The sequence below is a fragment of the Streptomyces sp. NPDC002734 genome, assembly GCF_040295685.1.
Lineage (GTDB): Bacteria > Actinomycetota > Actinomycetes > Streptomycetales > Streptomycetaceae > Streptomyces.
This window is the reverse complement of the sequence record NZ_JBEOVU010000031.1, coordinates 60,377-82,804: the sequence shown is the minus strand read 5'-3', so window position 1 is coordinate 82,804 and position 22,428 is coordinate 60,377. Positions and strand designations below refer to the sequence as shown.

The window sequence follows — 22,428 nt, the reverse complement described above, 5'->3', positions numbered from 1 at the left end:
CCACTCCTCCTCCGGGCAGGGCGTGAAGCCGAGCCGGGCGTAGTACGGGGCGTTCCACGGCACCTCGGCGTAGGTGGTGAGGGTCAGCGCGGGAACACCCGCGGCCGCCGCGTGCCGCTCCAGGTGCTCGATGAGCGCGCGGCCGAGCCCGCGGCGGGCGTGGTGGGGGTGGACGGTGACCTGCTCGACGTGGAGGGCGCCGTCGACCGGTTCGGCCACGAGGTAGGCGACGGGCGCGTCCGCCTCGTCCACGGCCACCCAGGCGAGACCGGCCTTCCGGTACCGGTCGAGCACGTCGAGAGGGAGCGGTTCGTCGTCCGCCACGAAGGTCATGCCGATCTCGGCGAAGAGGCGTCCGGCGGCGCGCTCCACGTCCTGGAGCGCGGGCAGGTCCTGGGGGCGCGCGGGTCTGATCGTCACCCCCGGATTCTCGCCGGAATCCGGGGGCGCGCCCACCGAATTGCGGGCCGCCGGTGATTTGGCCGATGTGGTCCCCGGGGCGGCGCGGCCATTGTCTGCGGAAACGGGCGGGCGTCCGGCCCCGCCCCGGAGAGGAGCCAGACGCAGATGAGCGCATGGCGCAGAACGTCGCGGGCCCTGCTGGCCGCCCTGGCCGCCGCCACGCTGGCCTGGGTGCCCGCCCAGGCCGCGCAGGGAACCGGGACTGCCGACGCGCAGGGGCGCGAGGCCGTGCGGGGTCCGGAGGCCGAGTCCGTGCGGGGACCGCGTACCGCGGCCGGGCGGGCCGATGTGCGGGCCGACGTGCCGACCGTGCGGGCCCTCCCCGGCACCGTGCCCGGAGACCCCAAGGCGCCCGCGGTCGAGGACACCTACCCGTGGATGTCGACCGTCACCGATCTCGCGTCCGCCGGGTACGTCGAGGAGGAGTTCGAGATCGCCGGGGAGGCCGACGCCTACGGCGCCACCGGCGAACTCCTCGCCGAGGACGTCCCGTACCGGACCCGGATGATCGTCCGCCGCCCCGCCGACCCGCGGGACTTCAACGGCACGGTCCTCACCGAATGGCAGAACGTCACCGCCGGCTACGACCTGGACGCCCTGTGGAGCCCTGATCAGATCCTGCGCGAGGGCTACGCCTGGGTCGGGGTCTCCGCCCAGCGCGTCGGCGTGGACCAGCTGCGCGGCTGGAGTCCCGCCCGCTACGGGAGCCTCGACGTCACCGGCGGCGGGCGGTTCACCGCCGACCAGCTGTCCTACGACGTGTTCGCACAGGCCGCCCGGACGCTGAAGAGCCGTCAGGGCGGCGCCGCCCCGCTCGGGAAGCTGCGGGCCCGGACCGTGCTCGGCGTCGGCGCCTCGCAGTCCGCGATGCGGATGACCGTCTACTACGACCACGTGCTGCCGCGCACCGCGCCCGTCTTCGACGCCTACGCCTTCGTGGTCGGCAACGCCCCGGCCCGCAAGGGCGCCGAGCCGGTCCTCCAGGTGCTCTCCGAGACCGACGTGCGCACCCCCGCGCGCCGGGCCGACGACGACCGGTTCCGCCGCTGGGAGGTGGCGGGCACCGCGCACTCCGGCTGGAACGGCCAGGAGTACCGGCGGCCCGTGCTCACCCGCGACCTCGGCGCCGCCCCGGAGTACCGGTGCGCGCGGCCCCCGTTCAGCAGGGTGCCGCTGCACCACGTGATCGCCGCCGCGTACGGGCACCTGACCCGCTGGGCCGAGCGCGGCGTGCTCCCGCCGTCCGCCCCGCCGCTTCAGTTCGCGGCGGACGGCACCAAGGCCCGTGACGAGCTGGGGCTGGCCCGCGGCGGCATCCGGCTCTCCCAGGTCGAGGCGCCCACCGCGCTGGACACCGGCGACAACGCGGGCGAGACGTTCTGCTTCCTCTTCGGCAGCCACGAACCCTTCACCGAGGAGAAGCTGGACGAACTCCACCCCACCCACGGCGGCTACGTCGCCCAGGTGGCGCGCACCGACGCCCGCAACGTCCTCGCCGGCTACCTCCTCCCCGGTGACGCCCGCGACAACCTCCGCCAGGCGGCCCGCTCCGAGGTCGGCCGCTGACACCCCGAACGCCCCGTGGGCGGCGGCCCGAGGCTCGCCGCCGCCCACGGGGTCCCGCCGGTCACCCGGTGCCGATGAGGCCGAACGCGAACACCGCGAACCCCGCCGAGAGCACCCCGGCCGCCCACAGCGGCCACCCGGCCCGGCCGCCCGTCCGCCACGGCTCCTCGAACCGCCGGGTGCGGCGCGCCAGCACCACCAGGAGCACCGCGAAGACCGGCAGCCACAGCAGCCGTGCCGCGATCCAGGCCAGGGAGTCGGGAGCCGAGGTCAGGCCCGGGACGGTTCCCAGGAGGGGGGCCGCGAGCGACGCCGGCGCGGCCGCCGAGAACATCGCGGTCTGGTGCCAGCAGAGGATCGTCATCGCCGACAGGTTGACCACGACGACCGGCGCCCACAGCGCCGGCCTGCGCAGCCGGCGGCCGATGCGGTCGTGCAGCAGGATCGCCGCGCCGCTCTGCGCCGCCGCGAGCGCGAGCACCAGCAGCGACGGCGGGTGCGAGTTGGTGCGGTCCTCGCCGGGCACGCCGACCATGGACGCCGGGTAGTCGAAGACGAGCAGCAGGAGCGCGAACAGGGCCGCGCCGGCGGCGAGCAGGACGAGGGCGCCACGCCTGCCGAGCCTTCGGTCGCCCCAGCTGACGCCCAGTTGGTAGGCGAACATCCAGCCCGGCAGGATATTCAGCACGCCCAGCCAGGACGGCACGGCCTCCGCGTACGGGCCGTAACGCAGGAGGTCCACCACGGCGACGGAGACCAGGAGCGGCGCGGCGGCCCAGGCGCCCAGGCGCCGGGAGGCACGGACGCAGTACGGGGTGAGGGCCGTGATCACGGTGTACACGCCGACGAACCACAGGGGCTGGATCACCAGGGTGGACCCGGTGCGCAGCGTCGTGGCCGGCACGCCGATCACGTACAGGACCGGGACGAGTGCTCCCCACACGGCCGTCACGCCGAGCACCGGCCGTCCCAGCCGCGCGACACGGCCGCGCAGCCAGGCGTTCGCGGACCTCCCGCGCCGCAGGGACCTGCGGTACGAGAGGACCGAGGCGTAGCCGCCGACCAGGAAGAAGACGCCGAGCATCTGCAGCACCCAGCTCAGCGGGGCGAACGCGCCGAACGAGGAGAGAGGGCTCGCGTTGCGCAGCGCGCCGCCCGCGTCCAGGGTGAAGCCGCCGAGCAGCCAGTGCCCGGTCGGCACGGCGAGCAACGCGAGGGCGCGCAGACCGTCCACGGCGCGGTCCCGGTCGGCGGGGGTCCGGGCGTCGACGGCGGCGGCCGCCCGGGCGAACCTCCGCCGCAGACCCGCCCGGCCGGAGGACACCGGAGCCGCGGGTGCGGGGGCGGGTGTGGGTGCGGCCGCGGGTGCCGGCACCGGCAGCGTGGAGGCGGGCGCCGTGGACGCGTGCGCCGGGGACGGGAGCCCCGGCAGCGGTGCGGGGGATGCCGTGGGCGGCGTCGGTGAGGCCGTCGGTGAGGCCGTCGGCGTGCCGGTGGAGGGCGTGGTCATGCCGCCACCCCCAGCGCGATCCGGGCGAAGACGCGCAGCGAGTCGGTGCCGGGCGCGAAGTACCCGCTGTGGCCGCCTGCCCGCTCGGCGGGCACGAGCCGTGCGCCGAAGGCCGCGGCGGCCGGGTCGGCTCCGTGCCCGAGGCCGAACACCTGGACGTGCGGGACACGGCCGATCCAGTCGTCCGCGCTCCTGGCGGCCCATACCCGCGCCGACGTCCGCAGGTCCCCGACGTCCTCCGCGCGCATGCCGGGCGACCCCGCGACGACGATGTCGGCGGCGGGCAGGTCCCGCGCGGCCAGTCCGCACACCACCGAGCCGTAGCTGTGGCAGAACACCGCCGGCCTCGGCGCACCCGCCGCCACCAGACCCCGCACGAAGCGGACCAGCCTCGGCGCGCCCGCCTCGGCGAGCCGGCCGGTGGCGGCGTCCGGGCCGAGTCCGACCGGCGTGGTGTACCCCGCCCAGGCGACGACGGCCGTGCGGCCCCCGGTGGCGGCGTACAGGGAGCGGGCCATGCCGGTGGGCGTGCCGTACCGGCCCCCGGCGCGGTCGAAGGTGTCCAGGTCGATGTCGGAACCGGGCACCACCACCGCGACGTGATCCGCGCGGGTCAGGTCACCGTGGACATCGGCCACCTGGCCGCGCCCGCGCGGATCGAAGGCGAGGATCTGCCGTCCGCCCGTCCCGCCGCCGAGCAGCCCCGCACAGCGGTCGGCGCGGGCGCGCGCCGCCTCCCGCTCGGGCTCGGTGAGCGCCGGGTCCTGGGCGCGCGACCGCTGCCGGTCGCGTTCCTCCGTGAGCGCCAACGCGTTCGCCTCGTACCGCAGAGGGACGGGCACGCCGTCGAGGTTGCCCACCACCAGAGGGTGCCGGTGGACCAGCGCGCGCCGCTGCTGCGGTCCGAGCCGGGCGAAGAACGCCGCCACCCGGCCGGGCGACGCGGTGGCGGGGTCGGGCAGCGGCCCGAGACCGCGGTCGGCGCGCCAGGCGCCCGTGCCGGGGACGGGGCCGGTGACCGCCCGCTGCTCGCCGCCGGCCGCCAGGCCCGTGGTGCCGGCCACCACGCACGCCGTGAGCGCGACGGCGACCACGGTCCGCCTGCCACGCCTCTTCCAGATCCCCGCCCGCAGCCGCATGGTCCGTCTCCCCTGTGTGTCCGTCTGCCGTGCCGACGGAGGGAAGGTAGGGAGACGCCCTGCCGTGGGGCGTCACGCCGGGGAGCCACATCACGGGTGCTACCCCGGTCCGCCCCGCGAGGCGCGGGTGCTACCGGGGTAGGGGGTGGCGCGCGCAGTCCTCGCCCGCCGCCGGCGACGACATCGCGCCGTGGCCTCCGGCAGGGGCGCTCAGGCTCCGGGATGGTGGGGGCTCGGCGCGGGTGGGTGCTGGCCGAAGGCGGCGGACACGGGATGGGAGCCGGGGGTCGCTGTCGGGTACGCAGGAGGCGGCGTCCGCGGCGGCTGCCGGCCGGGCGTTCCACCCGGCCGGCGGTCCCGGTCGGTCTCCCTCACCCGCCGGTACGCAAACGCTCCAGCAGCTTGCGCGTCCGCCCGGTGTCGCGGTGGCCGGGTTCCAGGAGGCGTTCCTGGTCGGCGAGCACGCGGGTGGCGAGCAGGCCGGCCTCGTCCGTGCGGCCCAGCGCGTGGAGCACGACCGCCGTCTCCTGCCGGTGGCGGAGCGTCTCCGGGTCGTCCGGGCCGAGGATCTGCGTCCGGCCGGCGACGGCCCGCTCGAGCAGCCGCAGGGCCTCCTCGTGGCGTCCGGCCGCGGCGTAGGAGAGGGCCAGTTCGTAACAGGCCGTGAAGACCCGTATATGGCGGGGCCCTTCGACGACTTCGAGGCGGCCGAGGACGTACTCCCTCAGGTCCAAGGCTTCCTGGATCCGCCCGGTCGCGTGGAGCGCGTGGGCAAGCTCGCCGCGCGCCTCCGTGGTCCGCCGCCCGTCGGGGCCGAAGAGCCGCTCCAGGCCGTTCACGGCTCGTTCGGCGTGGCGGAGGGCCTGGCGGGCGTTGCCGGCCTCCCGGTGCGCCGCAGCGGTCACGAGCAGCATCAGGAGCGTGCCGGGGTCGTCCGGGCCCAGCACGCCGAGGCACTCCGCGAGGGTCGCCTCACCGAGCCGCACGCCCTGCCCGGCGAGCCCCGCCTCGGTGTGCAGCAGGACGAGATCATGCCGCAGGTTGAAAACGGCGGAGTCCTCGACGTCCTGGGCGCGCGGCCGCCGGCCGAGGAGTTCCGAGCAGACCTGGATCGCCTCGCGTGGGCGGCCGGTGGACGCCTGTGCCACGGCGAGGCTGTGACGGGCCTTCCGCGTGCGCTCGTCGTCCGCGCCGAACAGCGTGGTCAGCTGCTCGACCGCGTCCTGCAGGTGGCGGACGGCCTCGGCTCCGCGCTCCGTGCAGCAGTGGGCGTGTCCCAGCCGGACACGGGTCTCCACCGTTTCCGGGGCGTCGGCGCCGTGCGTCCGTTCCCGGTCGGCGAGCAGCTCGGCCAGGACGTCGAGCGCGTCCTGCTCACGGCCGTCGCACTCGTAGGCCGCCGCCAGGTCGGCGCGGGCGTCGAGGGCGGCGGGGTGCCGGGGTCCCAGCGCCGACATCACCTGCCGCAGGTATTCCTCGGCGTGGGCGACGGACTCCTCGAAGAAGCAGTCCTCGAACAGGCTCACGCCGTTCAGGGCGAGCAGTGGATGCGGCTCGGGGGTCCACAGGGCGTCGCCGCCGAGGCCGTCGAGGACCCGCGCGTTGGCCCGCAGCGCCGAGCGGAGGAAGAGGTCGGCCTCGAGCAGGCCGAGCACCGCGAACCACTGGGTCAGCGTGTCCGCGGCCATGCGGACGAGGTCCGGGGCCTCCTGACGGGGGATGTCCGCCCGGACGACGGCGTTCACCGGGCCGCATGTCCGCACCGCCCGTGGTTCCTCCGCCTCGTCCGGGTCGAGGGCGATGAGGCCGTAGGCCCGCAGTAGGTCGGCGGCCTCCCGGAACCGCCGCTCCTCCCGGGAGCGGGACACGCGCAGCAGGCCCCTCTCGCCCCGGCCCAGCAGGCCGTCCAGGTGGCTGCGGATGGCCCCGGTCCGCCACAGCCCCATGGGGTGGCCCTGGGGATCGAGGTGGGCGGCGAGGCGTACGAGGGGCAGAGCGAACCGTGTCCGGTCGGCCTCCTCGACCGCCCGGAGGGTCAGGAGGGTGGCGGCGGCGACGGCCCGCTCGCCGGCGTCGCGCAGCGTGAGGTGGGCGGTGTCCACGCCGCGCAGGCGCTCGAGATAGTCCGCGACGGTGCACCCCTGCTGCCCGATGTAGGCGGCGGCGAGCGCGAGGGCGGCCGGGAAGCGGTGCAGGCGCTCCACGAGCACGGTGGCCGTGCCCTTCTCGTACAGGTCGCCGCGCCCTTCCTCGATGAGCCGTTCGTGCAGGTAGGCCATGGCCTCGGCCGGGGAGAAGGGCTCGAGCCGTACCACCCGCCAGCCGTCGGCGGGCGCGGTCGGGCCGTCGTCCCGGGTGGTCACCACGACCCGGATGCCGGGTGGGCCGCCCTGCGGGAGCCAGGGCGCGATGTCGTCCTGGCCGCCCGCACCGTCCAGGACGACCAGCCAGCGGCGGCCGGTCACCGCCAGCCACTTGAGGAAGACCTCCGCGGCCACGCGGGGGTTGTGAAGGGGAGCGCCGGGGATGGCGAGGTGGACGGCGGCCTCGGCGTAGGTCTCGACGATCTGCAGGGGGGACGCCGAGGCGTCGGCCCACACCAGCAGGTCCAGGCCGTCGTCCCAGAACCTGGCTGCCAGCGACGCCGCGAGCTGCGTCTTGCCCACCCCGCCGGGCCCGGTGACGACCAGGCAGTGGTCGATCTCCTTCCAGGCCGCGCCGCGGGTCACCAGGGCGGGCGCGAGTTCGGGGAACCTCCCGATCACGACGGGCCCCTCGACACGGGGGCGCGGGGCGCCGTCCGTCCCGTCGTCCCGAAGGTTCTTGCGACCGGATCTGCCTGCCACGCGTCGTCCTCCTGGTCCCCCGCACGGTACGGGTCATGTCGACTCGGGGGACAACATCGCACAGCCGTTCCCCGTCGTCGCCCCCGGGGGCGTACGGCGTCCCCCGGCAGTTCCGAGCGCGGAAGCCGTCCTGAGATCGCCTCCTCCGCCAGCCCGGTTGGTCAGCGGTGTGGTGCTCGCGCGCTCCAGGACTCAGACTCCAACCACCGCGAAGATCCTTCACTAGGAGTTTTGGTGATCCGGATGGCGTATCAGCAGACCGGTGCCTACGTGCCGCACGGTCGCGAGCATCTCCCCGGTGCGGACCTCGCAACCGTCAAGCGCACCGACCTGCGCTGGTACTACTTCCTGTCCGACCTCACGTTCACCATCGGAGAGGTCGAGTTGAGCCCGCCATGGTCATGGACACCCGCTTTCGACTTCCTGTGGTCCATGAAAGGGCGCTCGAACACGTGGAGCGGGGCGAGCGCACCACGATCGGCTTCACCGAGAACGCTGAGTTGATCAGACTCCTGCCGGACGGCGAGAACGTCGGAGTCTCCTACACCTACACCCTGGCCGAGGCGGTCTGCAGCATCATTGACCTCAGAGATGCCTGGCGTGGGTTGCGTGACACCGTACTGGCCAAGGTCACCGGAGATCACCCCGGGTTCGCGGACAACCCGGTACTCGCGGAACTCCAGCTCTGACGCGTGCCAGGCCAAGGCCAACTCCCACCGCGTTATCGAGCACGATCGCGATGCGGGTCTTCGGTGGGTAGAGGTTGCGCAGGTAGCGGCAGAGGCGGCGAACAGATGCCGGACCCCGTGTGGGCGGGTGTAGGCCGCCCGTCGGCGGGGCCTCGGCTCGCGGTCGGGGTTCTTGTACTTCCCGCCGCGCTCGGCCCACTGCCGCCCGGTGTGGGGCTGGAGGTTGAGCGGGCCGAACTCGTCTAGGCATAAGACGACTTCGGGCTCACCGTCCTCGGGTATGACCTCGCCGTCCGCGATCGCGTAGAGGTGCTCGACGCGGGCCTTCTTGGCGGCGTAGTCCGGGTCACGGGAGGTCTTCCAGGGCTTTATGCGTTGAAACGAGACGCCCTCCTGGCGGAGCAGGACCCGCAGGCCCTCGTGGCTGATGTCGTCGACCACCCCCTCGGCGATTAGGAAGTCGGCCAGCTTGGCCAGGCTCCACGTGGAGAACGGCATGCCCTGCGCGGACAGCAGCACCATCTGGGCCCGCCGCCAGGTCACCACCGAGCCGGTGCCCCGGCGGATGATCCGCAGCAGGCGCTGTCCCTCGTCGTCTTCGATCTCGCGGACCCGTACCGGCTTTGCCACCCGCACAGTCTCTCGGGGGTGGCGGCGTCCGGGTTGAGAATGGGAGAGGTGCCTGCTGATGGTGCCCGTGTCAGGCCAACACTTCCCGAAGCCAGGACCTTTCCGCGCGGCTGGTGGCACGGGCGATCGTGAGCATGCCGCGCCGGTAGGGGTCGTCAGTGTCGTCGGCACCCAGTGGGCGGTCACCGTCGTGGAAGAAGCTCGCCGGCTGTTCGAGGAACTCCAGTCGGCGGCGCAGTACCGCGTGCTGGTCGGCGGTGTCGGGCAGGTGGGAAAGGAAGGCCAGGATGGTGAAGTAGCGGGTGCTGTCGGTGATGTTCAGGCCGTTGGCATCCCGCAGCCGGCGCAGCAACTCATAGCGGCCTGCGTCGGTCAGGCTCAGGGTGTGCCGCCGAGCGGCCGAAACGCCCGGTTCGGTCTGCCGAGCGAGCAGTCCGGCGTTGACCAGCCGGTTGATCGCCGGGTAGAGGCTGCCGTCACTGACCGGCCGAGCGTGGCCAGACAACTGAGCTATGTGGTGGCGAAGTTGATAGCCGTGCAACGGCTCCTCGGCCAGGAATCCCAGGATCGCGAGTTCGAGCATGCTGCTACTCTCGCACATCGAAACGAGGTACCTCGAATCGATGCAGGAGGCGGGAATGACCTACACCGAGGAATGGGTGACCACGCGAGCACGTGACGCCTACGAGCGCGGCCGGGCATCGTTCGGCGTACGGCCCGACCGGACAGCACTGCTGGTCATCGACATGCAGGACGAGTTCGTCCGGCCCGGCTGGAGCCCCTACTGGGTGCCCGCAGCCACCCGAATGGCGCCACGGCTGCAGCAACTGGTCGAAGACTGCCGGGACGCCTCGGTGCCGGTGATCTGGACCATCTTCGACGACACCCATCTCGGACTGGACCGGCCACACGCCCTGCAGTTCCTCCCGCACGCCGACACCGAGTGGCGCCGACCAGGCCCTGCCGAGGTGTGGACCCCGATGGAACGCCGCCCCGACGAGGCCGTGATCCGCAAGCCCTCTTACGGGGCGTTCTACGACACCCCGCTCGACACAATGCTGCGCAATCTCGGCCGCGACACGGTCATCGTCACCGGAACGCTCACCAACTACTGCTGTGGCACCACCGCCCGGCAGGCATACGAACGCGGCTACAAGGTCGTCTTCGGATCCGACGTCACGGCCACCGACGACGAGTCCCGGCACGAACCCGAACTCGCCGTCCTGCGCAAGGGCTTCGCGCTCGTTTTGACCGCCGAAGAGATCACCAACCGACTGATCGCAGCCACACTTGCATCACAAGACGAGGAGCGGGCGAACGTTGCCTGATGTGGCACTAGTTGCGAGGGCTCACCGGTCGTCGAGCGGGGAACGCGAGATGCCGGGTGGCCAGGGGTCTTGTCTGCCGGTCAAGATGATCAGAACGCAGGACACCCGCCCGTCGCCGGACTAGCCGGCGTCGCCCGGCGCGACGAGGCCGGACTCGTAGGCGAAGATCACCGCCTGCGCCCGGTCGCGCAGGTGCAACTTGGCGAGCACGCGCCCGACATGGGTCTTCACCGTCTGCTCGGCGAGCACGAGCCGTCCGGCGATCTCCTGGTTGGAGAGCCCGCGGGCGATCAGCTCCAGGACCTCGGTCTCGCGGGGCGTGAGCGCGTTGAGGCGCAGCGCGGGGTTCTGGCGGGGGACGGGGCGCTGCTTGGCGAAGTCCGCGATGAGACGGCGCGTGACCGACGGCGCGAGCAGCGCGTCGCCGGAGGCCACCACCCGCACCGCCGCGATCAGGTCCGCGGGCGGCGCGTCCTTGAGTAGGAAGCCCGAGGCGCCTGCCCGCAGTGCCTCGTACACGTAGTCGTCCACGTCGAACGTGGTCAGCATCAGGACCCTCGGCCGGTGCACGACGCCCGGCGGCGGGTCCAGCAGCGCGCGGGCCGCCGCCAGTCCGTCCATCTCCGGCATCCGCACGTCCATGAGCACCACGTCGGGCAGGACGGAGCGGCTGACCTCGACGCCCTGCCTGCCGTCCGGCGCCTCACCCACCACGTCGATGTCCGCCTGCGCGGCGAGCAGCGCGGCGAAGCCGGCCCGGACCATGGCCTGGTCGTCGACGATGATCACGCGGATGGTCACGGTGTTCCCTTCGGAAGGACGGCGTCGTGGGCATCGTCGGTGTCGTCGGCATGCTCCGCCTGTGCGGGATGCTGCGCCTGTTCGGCGTGCTCGGCGTGCTCGGCGTGTTCGGCGTCACCGGCGCGCAGGGGGAGGCGCGCTGCCACGCGGAAGCCGCCGTCCGGCAGCGGCCCCACGTCGAGCGTGCCGCCGGTCAGCCGTACGCGTTCGCGCATCCCGACCAGTCCGTGCCCCGTGCCGTCGCGCTCCAGCGGGGCGGCGATCGGCTGCGGCGCGGGGCCGTTGACGACCAGGGCGGTCAGGTCGGTTCCGTCCGAGCTCACCGACACCTGGGTCGGCGCCCCGGGGGCGTGCCGCACCACGTTGGCGAGGGCCTCCTGCACGATGCGGTAGGCGGACAGGTCCACGGCCTGGTCCATGTCGCCCAGGTCGGCGGCGAGGGACAGTTCGGCGGGCACTCCGGCCCGCACGGTCGCCTCCACCAGCTGCTGCAGCCGGTCGATCCCGGGCTGCGGAGCCCGTTCGCCTCCGGCGTCCTCGTTGCGCAGGACGACGAGCAGCCTCCGCATCTCGTGGAGCGCCTCACGCGCGCCCGCGGCGATGCCGGCGAACTCCTCCTGGGCCTTTGGAGGCAGGTCTTTGATGCGGTAGGGCGCCGAGTCCGCCTGCACGGTGATCACGGACATGTGGTGGGCCACGACGTCGTGCAACTCCCGTGCGATACGCGCCCGTTCCTCGAGGAGAGTGCGTCGGGCGCGTTCGGCCTCGTTGATGGTCTCCTGCTCGGCGAGCCGTCGTCGAGCCTCGCCGCGCGAACGCAGGGCATAGGTCAGGGCCAGGGTGACGCCGCCGAGTACGAAGAGCAGCAGATGGATGCCGTCGGCCCGGTGTTCGCCGATGGTTTCGAAGAAGAGCCCCGCCGCGCCGGTGGCGAGCCAGACCGCGATCAGGGTGCGGCGCGACTCGCGAAGCCCCAGCAGCGCCATCAGCGGCACATGGCCCACCACGATCATGGGGGTCCACGGCCAGCTGCGGCCGTCGGCGCCCGACCCGGCCATCAGCACCAGGCCCCCCAGGACGTCCGCGGTGAAGATCACCCACCAGGCCGGCAGCGGGCGGGTCAGGGCGAGGAGGAGAGGGGCGGTCTGCGCGGTGGCGAGCGCGCCGGCCGTCGCCCCGTTCACGTCGTAGTCCTGGACGAGGACGGTGACCGTGACCGGCAGCAGGGAGGCGACGAAGCCGAGCACGAGGACGTACGGCAGGAGGCGGACCCACCACGTGCGCGCCCCGGCGAGCGGGGGCCTGCGGAGGTCGGACGGCACCGCGAGCGCCTGCCCGGTCTCCCGCAGCTCCTCGCGCAGTGCCGCCAACCAGGCTCCGCGGGCGGGAGGTTGGGGCTGGAGCTGTCCGGATTCCATGAGGTGATCAGGGTATGCGGACACCCGGGGGGTGTCACCCCTGCCCCGTCCGGCGCACGTCCCCGGCATACGCTGCCGGACATGGAGCTGGACACGGAACGGGCCGTGGGAGCCGTGCTGGGGGCGGCGGTCGGGGACGCCCTGGGCGCGCCCTTCGAGTTCGGACCGCCGGGTGCGTTCACCGCCCGCTTCCCCGAACCGGGAGCCGGCGGCGAGATGTGCGGCGGAGGCGGCTGGGACCCGGGGGAGGCCACCGACGACACGCAGATGGCCGTCCTGATCGGCGAATCGCTCCTCGAACGCGCGGGTCTCGACCTGCCCGACGTCTTCGCCCGCTTCCAGCGCTGGGCCCGCGGCGGGCCCAAGGACATCGGGCTGCAGACCGAGGACGTCCTCACCAACGGCCTGCCCTGGGATCAGGCCGCCGCCCTCCACTTCCAGGTCAACCTCCGCGCCGCGGGCAATGGTTGCCTGATGCGGGCCTCCGTGCCCGCCGTCGCCTTCGCCCGCCGGGGGCGGCGGGCCACCATGGACGCCGGACGCCGGCTCGCGGCCCTCACCCACGGCGACCGCGCCGCCTGGGAGGGCACCGCGATCCTCCACGAGCTGGTGCGGGTCGCCGTCGAGGGCGGCGACCCGCTCGACGCGATCGACGACGCCCTGGCCGAGGTCCCCGCGCCCCACCGGGAGCGCTACGCCACGGTCCTGGCCCCGGACTGGCACCCCGACCTGGCCACCGAGTTCAACGGAGCCGTCTGGCCGTGCCTCGGCTCCGCCGTGTGGGCGCTGCGCACCACGAGCGGCTACGAACAGGCGGTGCGCGCCGCCGTCGACCTCGGCGGCGACACGGACACCGTCGCGGCGGTCACCGGCACCCTCGCCGGGGCGCGCCACGGAGCCGCCTCCGTTCCGGACCGGTGGACGGCGCCGCTGCACGTGCCGCTGCCGGGATGGCCGGGGCGGGTGCTCCGGGCACCGGAACTGGTGGCCCTCGCGGAGGAGTTGGCCGGCTGAGGGCGGCCCGGTGCGGCCGGGGGCCGCGGCGTCAATCCCCGGTGGCCCCGTCGGTCAGTTCCCGGACCACGTCCAGATGGCCGGCGTGCCGGGCGTACTCCTGCAACACGTGGAAGGCGATCCAGGACAGGGTGGGCGCGGACCCGGTGGTGAACCGGCCGCCGGTCGCGGCCCGGGCGTCGAGCGGCCGGGAGGCCAGCACCTGACGGGTGCGCTCCCCGCCCGCGTGCAGCCGGGCGACCAGGTCCCCGGCCGTGACGCCCTCCGGCACCGACCAGCGCCCGTCGTCCCCCCGGTCGCCCCACGGCTCCTCGACGGGCTCCGCCAGGAAACCCCAGACGAACCACCGCCGCTCCATGTGCACCAGGTGACTCAACAGCTCGAGCGGCGTCCAGCCGGAGGCCAGCCGCGAGGTCCGCAGCTGCTCGTCGGAGAGGCCGGAGACCTTCCGCTCCACCACGGCGCGGTAGTAGTCCAGATACGCCGTGAACTGCGCGGACGGGTCGGGGGTGTCGAGCCGCGGCTCGGTGTCGGGGCGGGGCATGCCGACACGCTACGGCACCCGTCCGCGTCCGGCGCTTGACCTCAACCTTGCTCGAGGTCGCACGCTTTCCGCATGACCGCGACCACCGCGCACGAGAGCACCCACACCTACGACGACCTGCCCCGGCTGATGGCCCTGATGACCGGGGACGAGAAGCACGGCCCCGCCGCCACCTCCACCCTCGACGTCCTGTGGGTGCTGTACGACCGCGTCCTGCGGGTGTCGCCCGAGCGGGCGCGGGATCCGGAGCGGGACCGGTTCCTGCTCTCCAAGGGCCACGGTCCGATGGCCTACTACGCCGTCCTCGCCGCGAAGGGCTTCCTCCCCGTCGAGTGGCTGCCCGGCTTCGGTTCCTACGACTCCCCGCTAGGCCACCACCCGGACCGCACCCTGCTGCCCGGCGTGGAGATCGGCAGCGGATCGCTCGGCCACGGCCTGCCCATCGCGGTGGGTGAGGCCCTGGGCCTGCGCGCCCAGGGCCTCACCGATCCGGCGGTGTGGGTGCTGACCGGCGACGCCGAACTGGACGAGGGCAGCAACCACGAGGCCCTCGCCTTCGCCGGCCCGGCCGGACTGGAGAGGCTGCACGCCGTCGTCGTGGACAACTCCTCGGCCAGTCACGCCCGGCCCGACGGCATCGCCGCCCGCCTCGAGGCGGCCGGCTGGTCCGTCGTCACCGCGGACGGCCGCGACCACGAGGCGCTGTACGAGGCCTTCACCCGGCCGCACCCCGGCCGTCCGCACGCCGTCGTGGCGCGGGTGCGGTCCAAGAACGTCTGACGGGCGAAGAACGTCCGACGCACGGAACTCGAACGCAACGGGAACGGGAGAACCCCCGATGGACACCATGCGCGACCGCTTCGCCCCCGTCATGACCCGACTGCTCGACGAGGACCCCCGGGTCGCCGTCGTGCTCGCCGAGATCGGCCGGGACGGCTTCACCGGCGCAGCCCGCCGCCACCCCGACCGGGTGATCAACGTCGGTATCCGCGAACAACTGCTGATCGGCGCCGGGGCGGGCCTGGCCCTGACAGGCATGCGGCCCGTCCTGCACACCTTCGGCAGCTTCCTGGTGGAGCGGCCCTTCGAGCAGGTGAAGCTGGACCTCGGCCACCAGGACGCCGGCGCGGTGCTGGTGAGCGCCCTCGGCTCCTACGACTGGCCGGCCGGCGGCCTCACCCACATGTCGCCCGGCGACGTGGCGCTGCTCGACACCCTCGACGGCTGGACCGTGCACGTGCCCGGCCACCCCGACGAGGCCGAGACCCTGCTGCGGCAGGCGGTCGGGGCCGGCGACGACAAGGTGTACGTCCGCCTCTCCGCCCAGACCAACGACGACGCCCACCCCGTGGACGGCGCGCGCCTGCTGACCGTGCGCCGCGGCGGAGCCGGCGTGGTGGTCGCCGTCGGACCCATGCTCACCCCCGTGCTCGAGGCCACCGAGGGCCTGGACCTCACCGTCCTGTACGCGACCACCGTGCGGCCCTTCGACGCCCGGACCCTGCGCGAGGCCACCGCGGCGGCCGGGACCGACGTCGTCCTGGTCGAGCCGTACCTGGCCGGCACCTCCACCCCGGCCGCGGCCGACGCCCTCGCCGACGTCCCGCACCGCGTCCTCGGCCTCGGCGTCGGCCGCCGGGAGCTGCGCCGCTACGGCACCATGCCCGAACACCTCGCCGCCCACGGCCTGGACCCGGCCGGACTGCGGGGGCGGATCGTCCGGTTCCTGGACGCGGGGAGCACGCGTCGATCATGATGATCGATCAGCGTGAGCGACCGGGAGGCGATCGGGACGGTGGGGAGCACGGTGAGGGAGCAGGCGCCGACATGGCCGGCCGAGGCGGACGGCGAGGCATGGGAAGGGGTGGACGCCGAAGCGCTGCGGCGGGCGGTGCGGGGGCAGTCGGCACGGCCCGTCGCCGGTGTCGAGGACATGGCCTCCTACCTCGAGGCACAGGTGGCGGACACCTCCCACCGTGAGGTGCTCGGACCTCTCCTCGACGGCGGCGGCCCCAGTGGCCTTGTCGTGCGCCGGGGCGCCGTCCTCGCCTCCTGGGGCGATCCGGACCGCGTCGAGATGGCGTTCAGCGCCACCAAGAGCGTGCTGTCGCTGGCCGCGGGACCGGCGTTCGACGACGGGCAGCTCGACCTGGACGAGCGGGTGTCCCGGGTGCTGACGCTCCCGCAGTTCGCCGAGGGGCACGCCCGGGACATCACCTGGCGGCACCTGCTCGACCAGACCAGCCAGTGGGAGGGCGAACTCTGGGGCAAGCCGACCCGCGTCGACGCCCAGAGCACCCACGGCGCCGGTCTCGTCGGCGGGCCGCCGGGCAAGGGCTGGGCGTACAACGACGTCCGGGTCAACCTGGCCGCACTCGCCCTCACCGCGCTGTACCGCCGCCCGCTGGACGAGGTGCTGCGCGAGCGCGTCATGACACCGGCCGGCGCCTCGGACAGCTGGTCCTGGAACGGCTACCGCAACGCCCGCCTGCCCCTGGCCGACGCGGTCCTGCCCGTCGTGTCCGGCGGCGCCCACTGGGGCGGCGGCCTGTGGATCAACGCCCGCGACCTCGCCCGCCTCGGGCAGCTCTGCCTCGACGGCGGCCGGTGGGGCGGGCGCCGGGTGCTGTCGTCCCGCTGGATCGACGAACTGTGGACACCCGGCGCCGTCAAGCCCGACTACGGCCTGTCCTGGTGGCTCAACGACCACCGCACCGTCTGGCCGTCCGCCCCCGCCACCGGCCGGTGCGCCCGCGGCAACGGGGGCACCCACCTGCTCTGGGTCGACCCGGCCCGCGACCTCGTGCTCGCCTCCCACTGGGGCGCGGACCCGGCCGTCCTGCTGGAGGAGGTCTCGGCGGCGGTGCCGGAAGGCTGACCCCTCAGCTCCTGCCCTCCAGCTCCGCCAGCAACTCCCGCTCGCGGGCCCGGCTCAGCCCCGCCTTCCGGGGCCGGTCCAGGCCCGACTCCCGTTCCGTGACGAGGGTGTCGGCGAGCATCTCCGCGTACGGGCGGTGCCGCAGGCCGGCCGCCCGGGCCGCCGTACCGGCCCGCGCCAGCCAGCCGTCCGAACCCTCCTCGACCAGCCACAGCGGCAGCGACTCCTCACCCGCCCACTGGGCCACGCCCTGCTCCAGCAGCCAGTCGGAGGGCGCGCCCACCACCGGACCCGTGTGGCCCCCCACGGCGCGCGCCGCCTCGATCCACTCGGCGAAGGAGATCCGCGGACCCACCGTGTCGTAGACCCCCGTCACGCCCTTCTCCGCGGACTCCACCAGCCACAGGGCCAGGTCCCGGACGTCCACCACCTGCACCGGGGCGTCGGGGAGGCCGGGCACCAGCATCGGCGCCTCCGGGGCCCGCGCGGCCCTCGCGACCCAGTAGCCGGCCCGGTCGCTGGCGTCGCCGGGACCGCCGATCAGCCCGGCCCGCGCCACCAGCAGCCGGTCGCCGACCGCCTTCCGGCACGCGGCCTCGCAGGCGACCTTCGCCTCGCCGTACACCTCCCGGTCGGCCTCGTCCCGGTCGGTGGGGGCGAGCAGCTTGGCCGACTCGTTCGCGCCCGGGGTCGCGTGCGAGGCGTACACGTTGCCCGAGGAGACGTACGACCAGTGGCGGGCACGTTCCCCGAGCGCCGCCAACGCACCCCGCACGAAAGCCGGTTGCCACGAGACGTCGAACACCGCGTCCCACTCCTGCGCGGGCAGCGCCTCGTACGCGGACGCCTTGCGCCGGTCGCCCACGACCAGGCGCGCCCCCTCCGCGATGCCGCCGCTCTCCCCGCGCGCCAGACAGGTCACCCGGTGCCCGCGCTCCAGCGCCTGCCGCGCGATCTCGCGGCCCAGCCATGCGGTACCGCCCAGAACCAGAATCTCCATGACCGGAGCAAAGCAGGCCGCAGGCCCGCTGCCCAGCGAATCTGCCCAGGGCAGATCACCCGCCCACTACGCGCCGCCCGGCGCCGGCGCGTAGTGGGCGGCGACCGCGGGCTGGCCGGTGCATCCCGGCCCCGCGTCCGGATCGGCACCGAGGTGACGGAACGGCAGCACCGGGCGACGGCCGCCCTCGAGGACCAGCAGCGACCGCGACCGGGAGTGGCGGAACCCGGCGGCGCGCAGGGCCGCCAGCGCGGCCGGTCCGGCCGGCGAACCGTCCGCCCAGCGGATCAGCCCCGGGTCGAAGTGGGCCAGCAGCAGGCCGTCCGGGGTCAGCCAGGCCGCGGCCCGGGCCAGCAGCCCCAACGGGTCGCCCACGTAGTGCAGTCCGTGCACGCAGGTGATCAGGTGCTGGGCGCGGTCCGGCGCCCAGGCGGAGACCGAGGCGGTCACCAGCTCCACCGTGGCGGGCAGCGGCGCCGGGAACATCGGCCCCACCAGGTCGACGCCGGTGAGCACCGCGTCCGCGGGCAGGACCGTCGCGGCCTCGCGCAGCGCCCTGCCCTCCCCGCTGCACAGGTCCAGCCAGCAGGGCGCGGTGCGCCCGGCGAGCGCGTCCAGCGGATCCCTGCCGAGCTCGCGGGCGTAGCTGTTCACCCCGGACAGGCCGCGCCCGCGGTTCATGGTGTTGTTGGCGACCACCCACGACTGCTCCAGTTCGGCCGTGGAGACCGTGCGAGGCGTTGTCATGCGCCCATTGTGCGAGACGCCGTCACGCGCCCGTGCCGCGGGTATGCGCTTGCTCCGGCCCCGGGACGGCCCTACGGTGCGCGCCATGATCGTCGAAGAACCCTCCGCCGCCCTGACCGCCTACCGCCGTCTCAACGACGAGGTGTTCCGCGCCTACGAGGAAGGGCGTCTGCAGGACGGCATCCGCCTCCTTGTCACCGCGCCGCCCTCGACGCTGCCCTGGCGGGCCGAGCTGGCCTACCTGCTCGCCTGCCTGCAGGGCGCCGCGGGGCGTCCCGGCGAGGCGCTGGACACGCTGCGGGAGGCCCTCGCGGAGGGCGGCTGGTGGGACCCGGCGGTGCTGGACGGCGAGGAGGACTTCACGCAGGTGCGCCGGCTGCCGGCCTTCGCCGCGCTGCGCGAGACGTCGGCCGGGCGCTGGAGCGAGGCCCTGACGATGTCCCGGGACCACGACGTCCTGGTGCGGCCCGGCACGCTTCCGGCGCGCGGCGTGCTCCTCGCCCTGCACGGCGCCGAGGAGTCGGAACAGGACGCGCTGAGGGCCTGGCGGCCCGCCCTGGAGGCGGGGTTCGCGGTGCTCGCGGTGCGCTCCTCCTGGCGCACCTCGCCCCGCTACCGGACCTGGCCGCGCACGCCGCGGGCGCTCGAGGAGGTCGACGCCGCGCTGGCCGCGCACGCCGGTGAGGTCGCGGGCCTCCCGCTGACGGTCGCCGGGTTCTCGGCCGGCGGGCGGGTCGCGCTGCAGTGGGCGCTGTCCCGGGCGCCGGGGGAGGTGGCCCGTGTCGTCGCGGTCGCCCCGGCGATCTCCGTGGCGGAACTCCCGGAGTCCCCGCACCTCCCCGGGCGGACCGCCCTGGTCGTCGGGGCGCGGGACGACCTGCTGGACGACGTGCGCGAGGTCGCGGGACGTCTCGCCGGCTGCCGGCTGGAGGTGGTGGAGGGAGCCGGCCACGAGGTCCCCGCCGACGTGATCCGCCGCGTCCTGGCCTGACGGGCGTAGCGCCAGGCCCCGGGACCGCCTGCCGTGCCGTGGCCGGGTCGGTCCGACGGGCGGGTCCGCGGGGCCGGGCGCGCTCACCCCGCCACGACGGCCGCGAAGGCGTCCGGCGCGTCGAACATGACGTTGTGCCCGGCGTCCGGCACGGTCACCACCCGCACCCCCGCCGCCTCCAGGGCCGCCCGGCCCTCCAGTTCGCCGCTCAGCGCGCCCTGGAGGTACACCCGGTCGACGGTGAGCCCTTCGAGGACGCGGCGCATCGTGGGGCGCGAGCCACGGGCCAGGCCGGCCGCGGACCGGTGCAGGGCCCGCGGGTCCGCCAGGCGCATGGTGGCCGCCCACAGGGGGCCCACCCGCTCCAGGGTCCGCGCGTACCCCTCGGCGAGGAACTCCTCCTCCGTGTACGACGTGATCCGGCTGCTCCCGGCCGTCGTCGGCGGGTGCGGGTCCAGGTTCGCCTCGGTGAGGACCAGCCGGGACACCAGCTCGGGCCTGCGGCCGGCCAGCACGATCGCCACCGAACCGCCCATGCTGTGCCCGACGACCTCCGCCCCGCGGACGCCCGCGGCGTCGAGCGCCGCCGCGAGGGCGTCGGCGTGGTCCTCCAGGGAGTAGCCGAAGTCCGCCGGCCGGTCGCTGATCCCGTGGCCCGGCAGGTCGACGAAGAGGCTGCGCCGCCCGGCCGTCTCGGGCCGCGCGGCGACGTGCGCGTGGTAGACGGCCGAGGCGGCGCCCAGCCCGTGGACGTACACCCGGGCCGGCTCCGCGCCGGGCGTCTCGGTCCAGCGGACCCGGCTGCCCCTGCCGTCGAACTCCACCTGTCGCACCGTCGCCACCCCTTTTCCACCGGGGTCCGCCCCCGGCACCGCACGGGCGGGAACGTCCACCCGTGAGCACGCACCATACATCGGTGTCGAGGTATGTCGCATCGGATGTACGCAACAATGCCTCCATGCTCGAACTGGCCATCCTCGGCTTCCTCCGCGACGCCCCGCTGCACGGGTACGGACTGCGCAAGCGGCTGACCGCCCTGATCGGGCACGTGCGTCCCGTCGGTGAGGGCACCCTCTACCCGGCCATCAAGCGCCTGGAGAACGCGGGGCTGCTCGCCCGGACCACCGAGCCGGGCGCCGCGGCCGCCCCCCGGCACGTGCTGACGCTCACCGCCGAGGGAGCCCGGGAGCTCGGCCGTCGGCTCGCCGAACCGGAGCGGCTGGACGTCACCGACGAGAACCGCTGGTTCACCCTGCTCGCCTTCCTCCGCCACCTGGAGGACCCGGCCGCGCAGTCGGCCGTCCTGCGGCGGCGGCTGGACTTCCTCGAGGAGCCGTCCAGCTTCTTCCTCGACGGCGACCGCCCGCTGCGGGCGGAGGAACTGGACGACCCGTTCCGGCGCGGTGTCCTCACCGTGGCCAGGGCGACCGGCCTGGCCGAGATCGCCTGGCTGCGGGAGACGCTCGCCGCGCTCGGGGCGGAGGAAGAGGCGGCGTCGAAGGGCTGACCGGTTGGCGCGATAGCTCATTGACCAGGAGTCGGCGGGCCAACTAGCGTCCCGGCGTGAAAAGCAGACAAGTCCTTCGGCACCGCGATTTCCGCCTCCTGGTCACCGGCGTCTCGGTCAGCGCCCTCGGCAGCGCCGTCACCCCGGTGGCGCTCGCCTTCGCCGTGCTCGACCTGGGCGGTTCGATCACCGACCTGGGCCTGGTGGAAGCCGTCCTCGCGATCTGCCAGGTCGTCACCATGCTCGCCGGAGGGGTTCTCGGCGACCGCTTCTCACGCAAGCTGATGATGCAGGGCGGGTCCGTCGCCAGCGCCGTGGTCATGGGGCTGCTCGCCGTGGTGGTGCTGCTGGACGCCGCCACGATATGGCTGCTCGCCCTGCTCGGCGGTATCGCCGGAGTGGTCACGGCGCTCAGCCGGCCGTCCTCCAAGGCGATGACCCGGGTGGTCGTCCCGGAGGCCGACCTGGCGGACGCGGTGGCCACCCGCTCGCTGCTGGACAGCCTCTTCCGCACCCTCGGCTACGCCGTCGCCGGTCTGCTGGTCGCGGTGGTGGGCCCGGGGTGGGCCGTCATGGTCGACGCCGCCACCTTCACGGTGGCCGCCGTGGCCTTCGGCCGCCTCCGCGCGTCCAACGCCCGTGCGCCCCGTACGACGTCGCCGCTCGCGGACCTCGGCGAGGGGTTCCGCGAGGTCACCCGCCACACCTGGCTGTGGCTGCTGGTGCTGCAGGCCCTGCTCTACCACCTGTTCTACGGCGGGGCGCAGTCCGTGCTGGGCCCGGTCGTGGTGGGCGAGGGGATGGGACGCAGCGCCTGGGGCTTCGTGCTCGCGGCCCTGATGGCCGGCTTCGTGGCCGGCGGACTGCTCGCCCTGCGGGTCAGGCCGGTCAAGCCGCTGGCGACCGGAGTCGCGCTGCTCGCGCTGACCGGCGTCTTCCCGCTCGCCATGGCGCTGTCGGACACGTTGTGGCCCGTCGTGCTGGGCGCGTTCGTCCACGGCGTCGGCCTGCAGGTGTTCAGCGTCTACTGGGACCAGAGCATCCAGAGCCAGGTGCCGGAGGACAAGCTGGCCCGGGTGTACGCCTTCGACTCCGTCGGCTCCTTCGTGGCCAGACCCCTGGGCCTCGCCCTGACCGGTCCGCTCGCGGCGGCGGCGGGCGTCGACGTGTGGCTGCTGGTGGTCGCCGCGGTCATCTCCGGTTCGTCGCTGGCCGCCCTCGGGCTGCGGGACGTCCGCGCGTTGGAGCGGACCGTGCCCCAGAAGGTGTCCTGACGCGCCCCGCGGCGGCCTGCCGCCGGACGCGCGACAGCGCCTCCTGTCCGGTCCCGGGACCGGACAGGAGGCGCCGTGCGCAGG

At 74.3% G+C, this 22,428-nt stretch carries 20 protein-coding genes and 2 pseudogenes; 10 read left to right on the top strand and 12 right to left on the bottom strand.

The features are described from left to right. Nucleotides 1-21: 21 nt before the first annotated feature. Nucleotides 22-333, bottom strand: a pseudogene (locus ABT026_RS24775) (GNAT family N-acetyltransferase); the annotation flags it as partial. A gap of 234 nt (nt 334-567) precedes the next feature. Between ABT026_RS24775 and ABT026_RS24770 the strand changes: the two are divergent. After that, nucleotides 568-2,028: an alpha/beta hydrolase domain-containing protein gene (locus tag ABT026_RS24770; RefSeq protein ID WP_351117347.1), complete on the top strand. Its 1,461-nt coding sequence runs from the start codon at nt 568-570 to the stop codon at nt 2,026-2,028. Between the two features lie 61 nt (nt 2,029-2,089). On the opposite strand, the gene ABT026_RS24765 is transcribed toward ABT026_RS24770, so the two are convergent. From ABT026_RS24765 to ABT026_RS24755, 3 genes are all read right to left on the bottom strand, one after another. Further along, complete coding sequence (locus tag ABT026_RS24765) at nt 2,090-3,538, bottom strand: acyltransferase family protein (protein ID WP_351117346.1); 1,449 nt, start codon at nt 3,536-3,538, stop codon at nt 2,090-2,092. Continuing rightward, nucleotides 3,535-4,677, bottom strand: a complete 1,143-nt coding sequence (locus ABT026_RS24760) for an alpha/beta hydrolase (RefSeq protein WP_351117345.1) — start codon at nt 4,675-4,677, stop codon at nt 3,535-3,537. The genes ABT026_RS24765 and ABT026_RS24760 overlap by 4 nt, the downstream gene beginning before the upstream one ends. Before the next feature lie 371 nt (nt 4,678-5,048). Further along, nucleotides 5,049-7,523 (bottom strand): tetratricopeptide repeat protein, encoded by a 2,475-nt coding sequence (locus tag ABT026_RS24755; protein WP_351117344.1) that lies wholly within the window; start codon nt 7,521-7,523, stop codon nt 5,049-5,051. 395 nt (nt 7,524-7,918) lie between these two features. Here ABT026_RS24755 and ABT026_RS24750 point away from each other — a divergent pair, with 395 nt between their 5' ends. Beyond that, nucleotides 7,919-8,212, top strand: coding sequence for a hypothetical protein (locus ABT026_RS24750; protein ID WP_351117343.1), 294 nt, complete (start codon nt 7,919-7,921; stop codon nt 8,210-8,212). A 31-nt stretch (nt 8,213-8,243) separates the two neighbouring features. On the opposite strand, the pseudogene ABT026_RS24745 reads toward ABT026_RS24750, so the two are convergent. Continuing rightward, nucleotides 8,244-8,842, bottom strand: a pseudogene (locus ABT026_RS24745) (hypothetical protein); the annotation flags it as partial. 70 nt (nt 8,843-8,912) lie between these two features. Continuing rightward, nucleotides 8,913-9,425: a PadR family transcriptional regulator gene (locus tag ABT026_RS24740; RefSeq protein ID WP_351117342.1), complete on the bottom strand. Its 513-nt coding sequence runs from the start codon at nt 9,423-9,425 to the stop codon at nt 8,913-8,915. Between the two features lie 55 nt (nt 9,426-9,480). On the opposite strand from ABT026_RS24740, the gene ABT026_RS24735 reads away from it, so the two are divergent. After that, the gene (locus ABT026_RS24735; protein WP_351117341.1) at nt 9,481-10,170 is read left to right on the top strand and encodes a cysteine hydrolase family protein; all 690 of its coding nucleotides are present in this window, start codon (nt 9,481-9,483) and stop codon (nt 10,168-10,170) included. 120 nt (nt 10,171-10,290) lie between these two features. On the opposite strand, the gene ABT026_RS24730 is transcribed toward ABT026_RS24735, so the two are convergent. Further along, entirely contained in the window at nt 10,291-10,971 is a 681-nt protein-coding gene (locus ABT026_RS24730; protein WP_351117340.1) for a response regulator, read from the bottom strand. Next, on the bottom strand, nt 10,968-12,389 hold the full coding sequence (locus tag ABT026_RS24725; RefSeq protein ID WP_351117339.1) for a sensor histidine kinase: 1,422 nt from the start codon (nt 12,387-12,389) through the stop codon (nt 10,968-10,970). The genes ABT026_RS24730 and ABT026_RS24725 overlap by 4 nt, the downstream gene beginning before the upstream one ends. Before the next feature lie 81 nt (nt 12,390-12,470). On the opposite strand from ABT026_RS24725, the gene ABT026_RS24720 reads away from it, so the two are divergent. After that, on the top strand, nt 12,471-13,403 hold the full coding sequence (locus tag ABT026_RS24720) for an ADP-ribosylglycohydrolase family protein (RefSeq protein WP_351117338.1): 933 nt from the start codon (nt 12,471-12,473) through the stop codon (nt 13,401-13,403). A 31-nt stretch (nt 13,404-13,434) separates the two neighbouring features. Here ABT026_RS24720 and ABT026_RS24715 read toward each other — a convergent pair whose 3' ends face one another. After that, a complete protein-coding gene (locus ABT026_RS24715) occupies nt 13,435-13,947 on the bottom strand; it encodes a DinB family protein (protein ID WP_351117337.1) in 513 nt (170 codons plus the stop codon). 72 nt (nt 13,948-14,019) lie between these two features. Between ABT026_RS24715 and ABT026_RS24710 the strand changes: the two genes are divergently transcribed. The 3 genes from ABT026_RS24710 to ABT026_RS24700 are packed head-to-tail and all read left to right on the top strand — an operon-like array spanning nt 14,020 to nt 16,825. Further along, on the top strand, nt 14,020-14,727 hold the full coding sequence (locus tag ABT026_RS24710) for a thiamine pyrophosphate-binding protein (RefSeq protein WP_351117336.1): 708 nt from the start codon (nt 14,020-14,022) through the stop codon (nt 14,725-14,727). Nucleotides 14,728-14,785: 58 nt separating this feature from the next. After that, nucleotides 14,786-15,703: a transketolase family protein gene (locus ABT026_RS24705; protein ID WP_351117335.1), complete on the top strand. Its 918-nt coding sequence runs from the start codon at nt 14,786-14,788 to the stop codon at nt 15,701-15,703. Between the two features lie 12 nt (nt 15,704-15,715). Further along, nucleotides 15,716-16,825, top strand: a complete 1,110-nt coding sequence (locus ABT026_RS24700; protein WP_351117334.1) for a serine hydrolase domain-containing protein — start codon at nt 15,716-15,718, stop codon at nt 16,823-16,825. A 4-nt stretch (nt 16,826-16,829) separates the two neighbouring features. Here the strand turns inward: ABT026_RS24700 and ABT026_RS24695 are convergent, their stop codons facing one another. Both ABT026_RS24695 and ABT026_RS24690 read right to left on the bottom strand, forming a co-directional pair. Continuing rightward, complete coding sequence (locus ABT026_RS24695; RefSeq protein ID WP_351117333.1) at nt 16,830-17,825, bottom strand: NAD-dependent epimerase/dehydratase family protein; 996 nt, start codon at nt 17,823-17,825, stop codon at nt 16,830-16,832. 66 nt (nt 17,826-17,891) lie between these two features. Beyond that, nucleotides 17,892-18,572 (bottom strand): class I SAM-dependent methyltransferase, encoded by a 681-nt coding sequence (locus ABT026_RS24690; protein WP_351117332.1) that lies wholly within the window; start codon nt 18,570-18,572, stop codon nt 17,892-17,894. A gap of 85 nt (nt 18,573-18,657) precedes the next feature. Between ABT026_RS24690 and ABT026_RS24685 the strand changes: the two genes are divergently transcribed. Continuing rightward, nucleotides 18,658-19,563, top strand: a complete 906-nt coding sequence (locus tag ABT026_RS24685; protein ID WP_351117331.1) for a serine aminopeptidase domain-containing protein — start codon at nt 18,658-18,660, stop codon at nt 19,561-19,563. 83 nt (nt 19,564-19,646) lie between these two features. On the opposite strand, the gene ABT026_RS24680 is transcribed toward ABT026_RS24685, so the two are convergent. Continuing rightward, nucleotides 19,647-20,396: an alpha/beta fold hydrolase gene (locus ABT026_RS24680; RefSeq protein WP_351117366.1), complete on the bottom strand. Its 750-nt coding sequence runs from the start codon at nt 20,394-20,396 to the stop codon at nt 19,647-19,649. A gap of 125 nt (nt 20,397-20,521) precedes the next feature. Here ABT026_RS24680 and ABT026_RS24675 point away from each other — a divergent pair, with 125 nt between their 5' ends. Both ABT026_RS24675 and ABT026_RS24670 read left to right on the top strand, forming a co-directional pair. Beyond that, entirely contained in the window at nt 20,522-21,070 is a 549-nt protein-coding gene (locus ABT026_RS24675; protein WP_351117330.1) for a PadR family transcriptional regulator, read from the top strand. A 56-nt stretch (nt 21,071-21,126) separates the two neighbouring features. Further along, a complete protein-coding gene (locus ABT026_RS24670; RefSeq protein WP_351117329.1) occupies nt 21,127-22,344 on the top strand; it encodes an MFS transporter in 1,218 nt (405 codons plus the stop codon). The last annotated feature ends 84 nt before the right edge of the window (nt 22,345-22,428 follow it).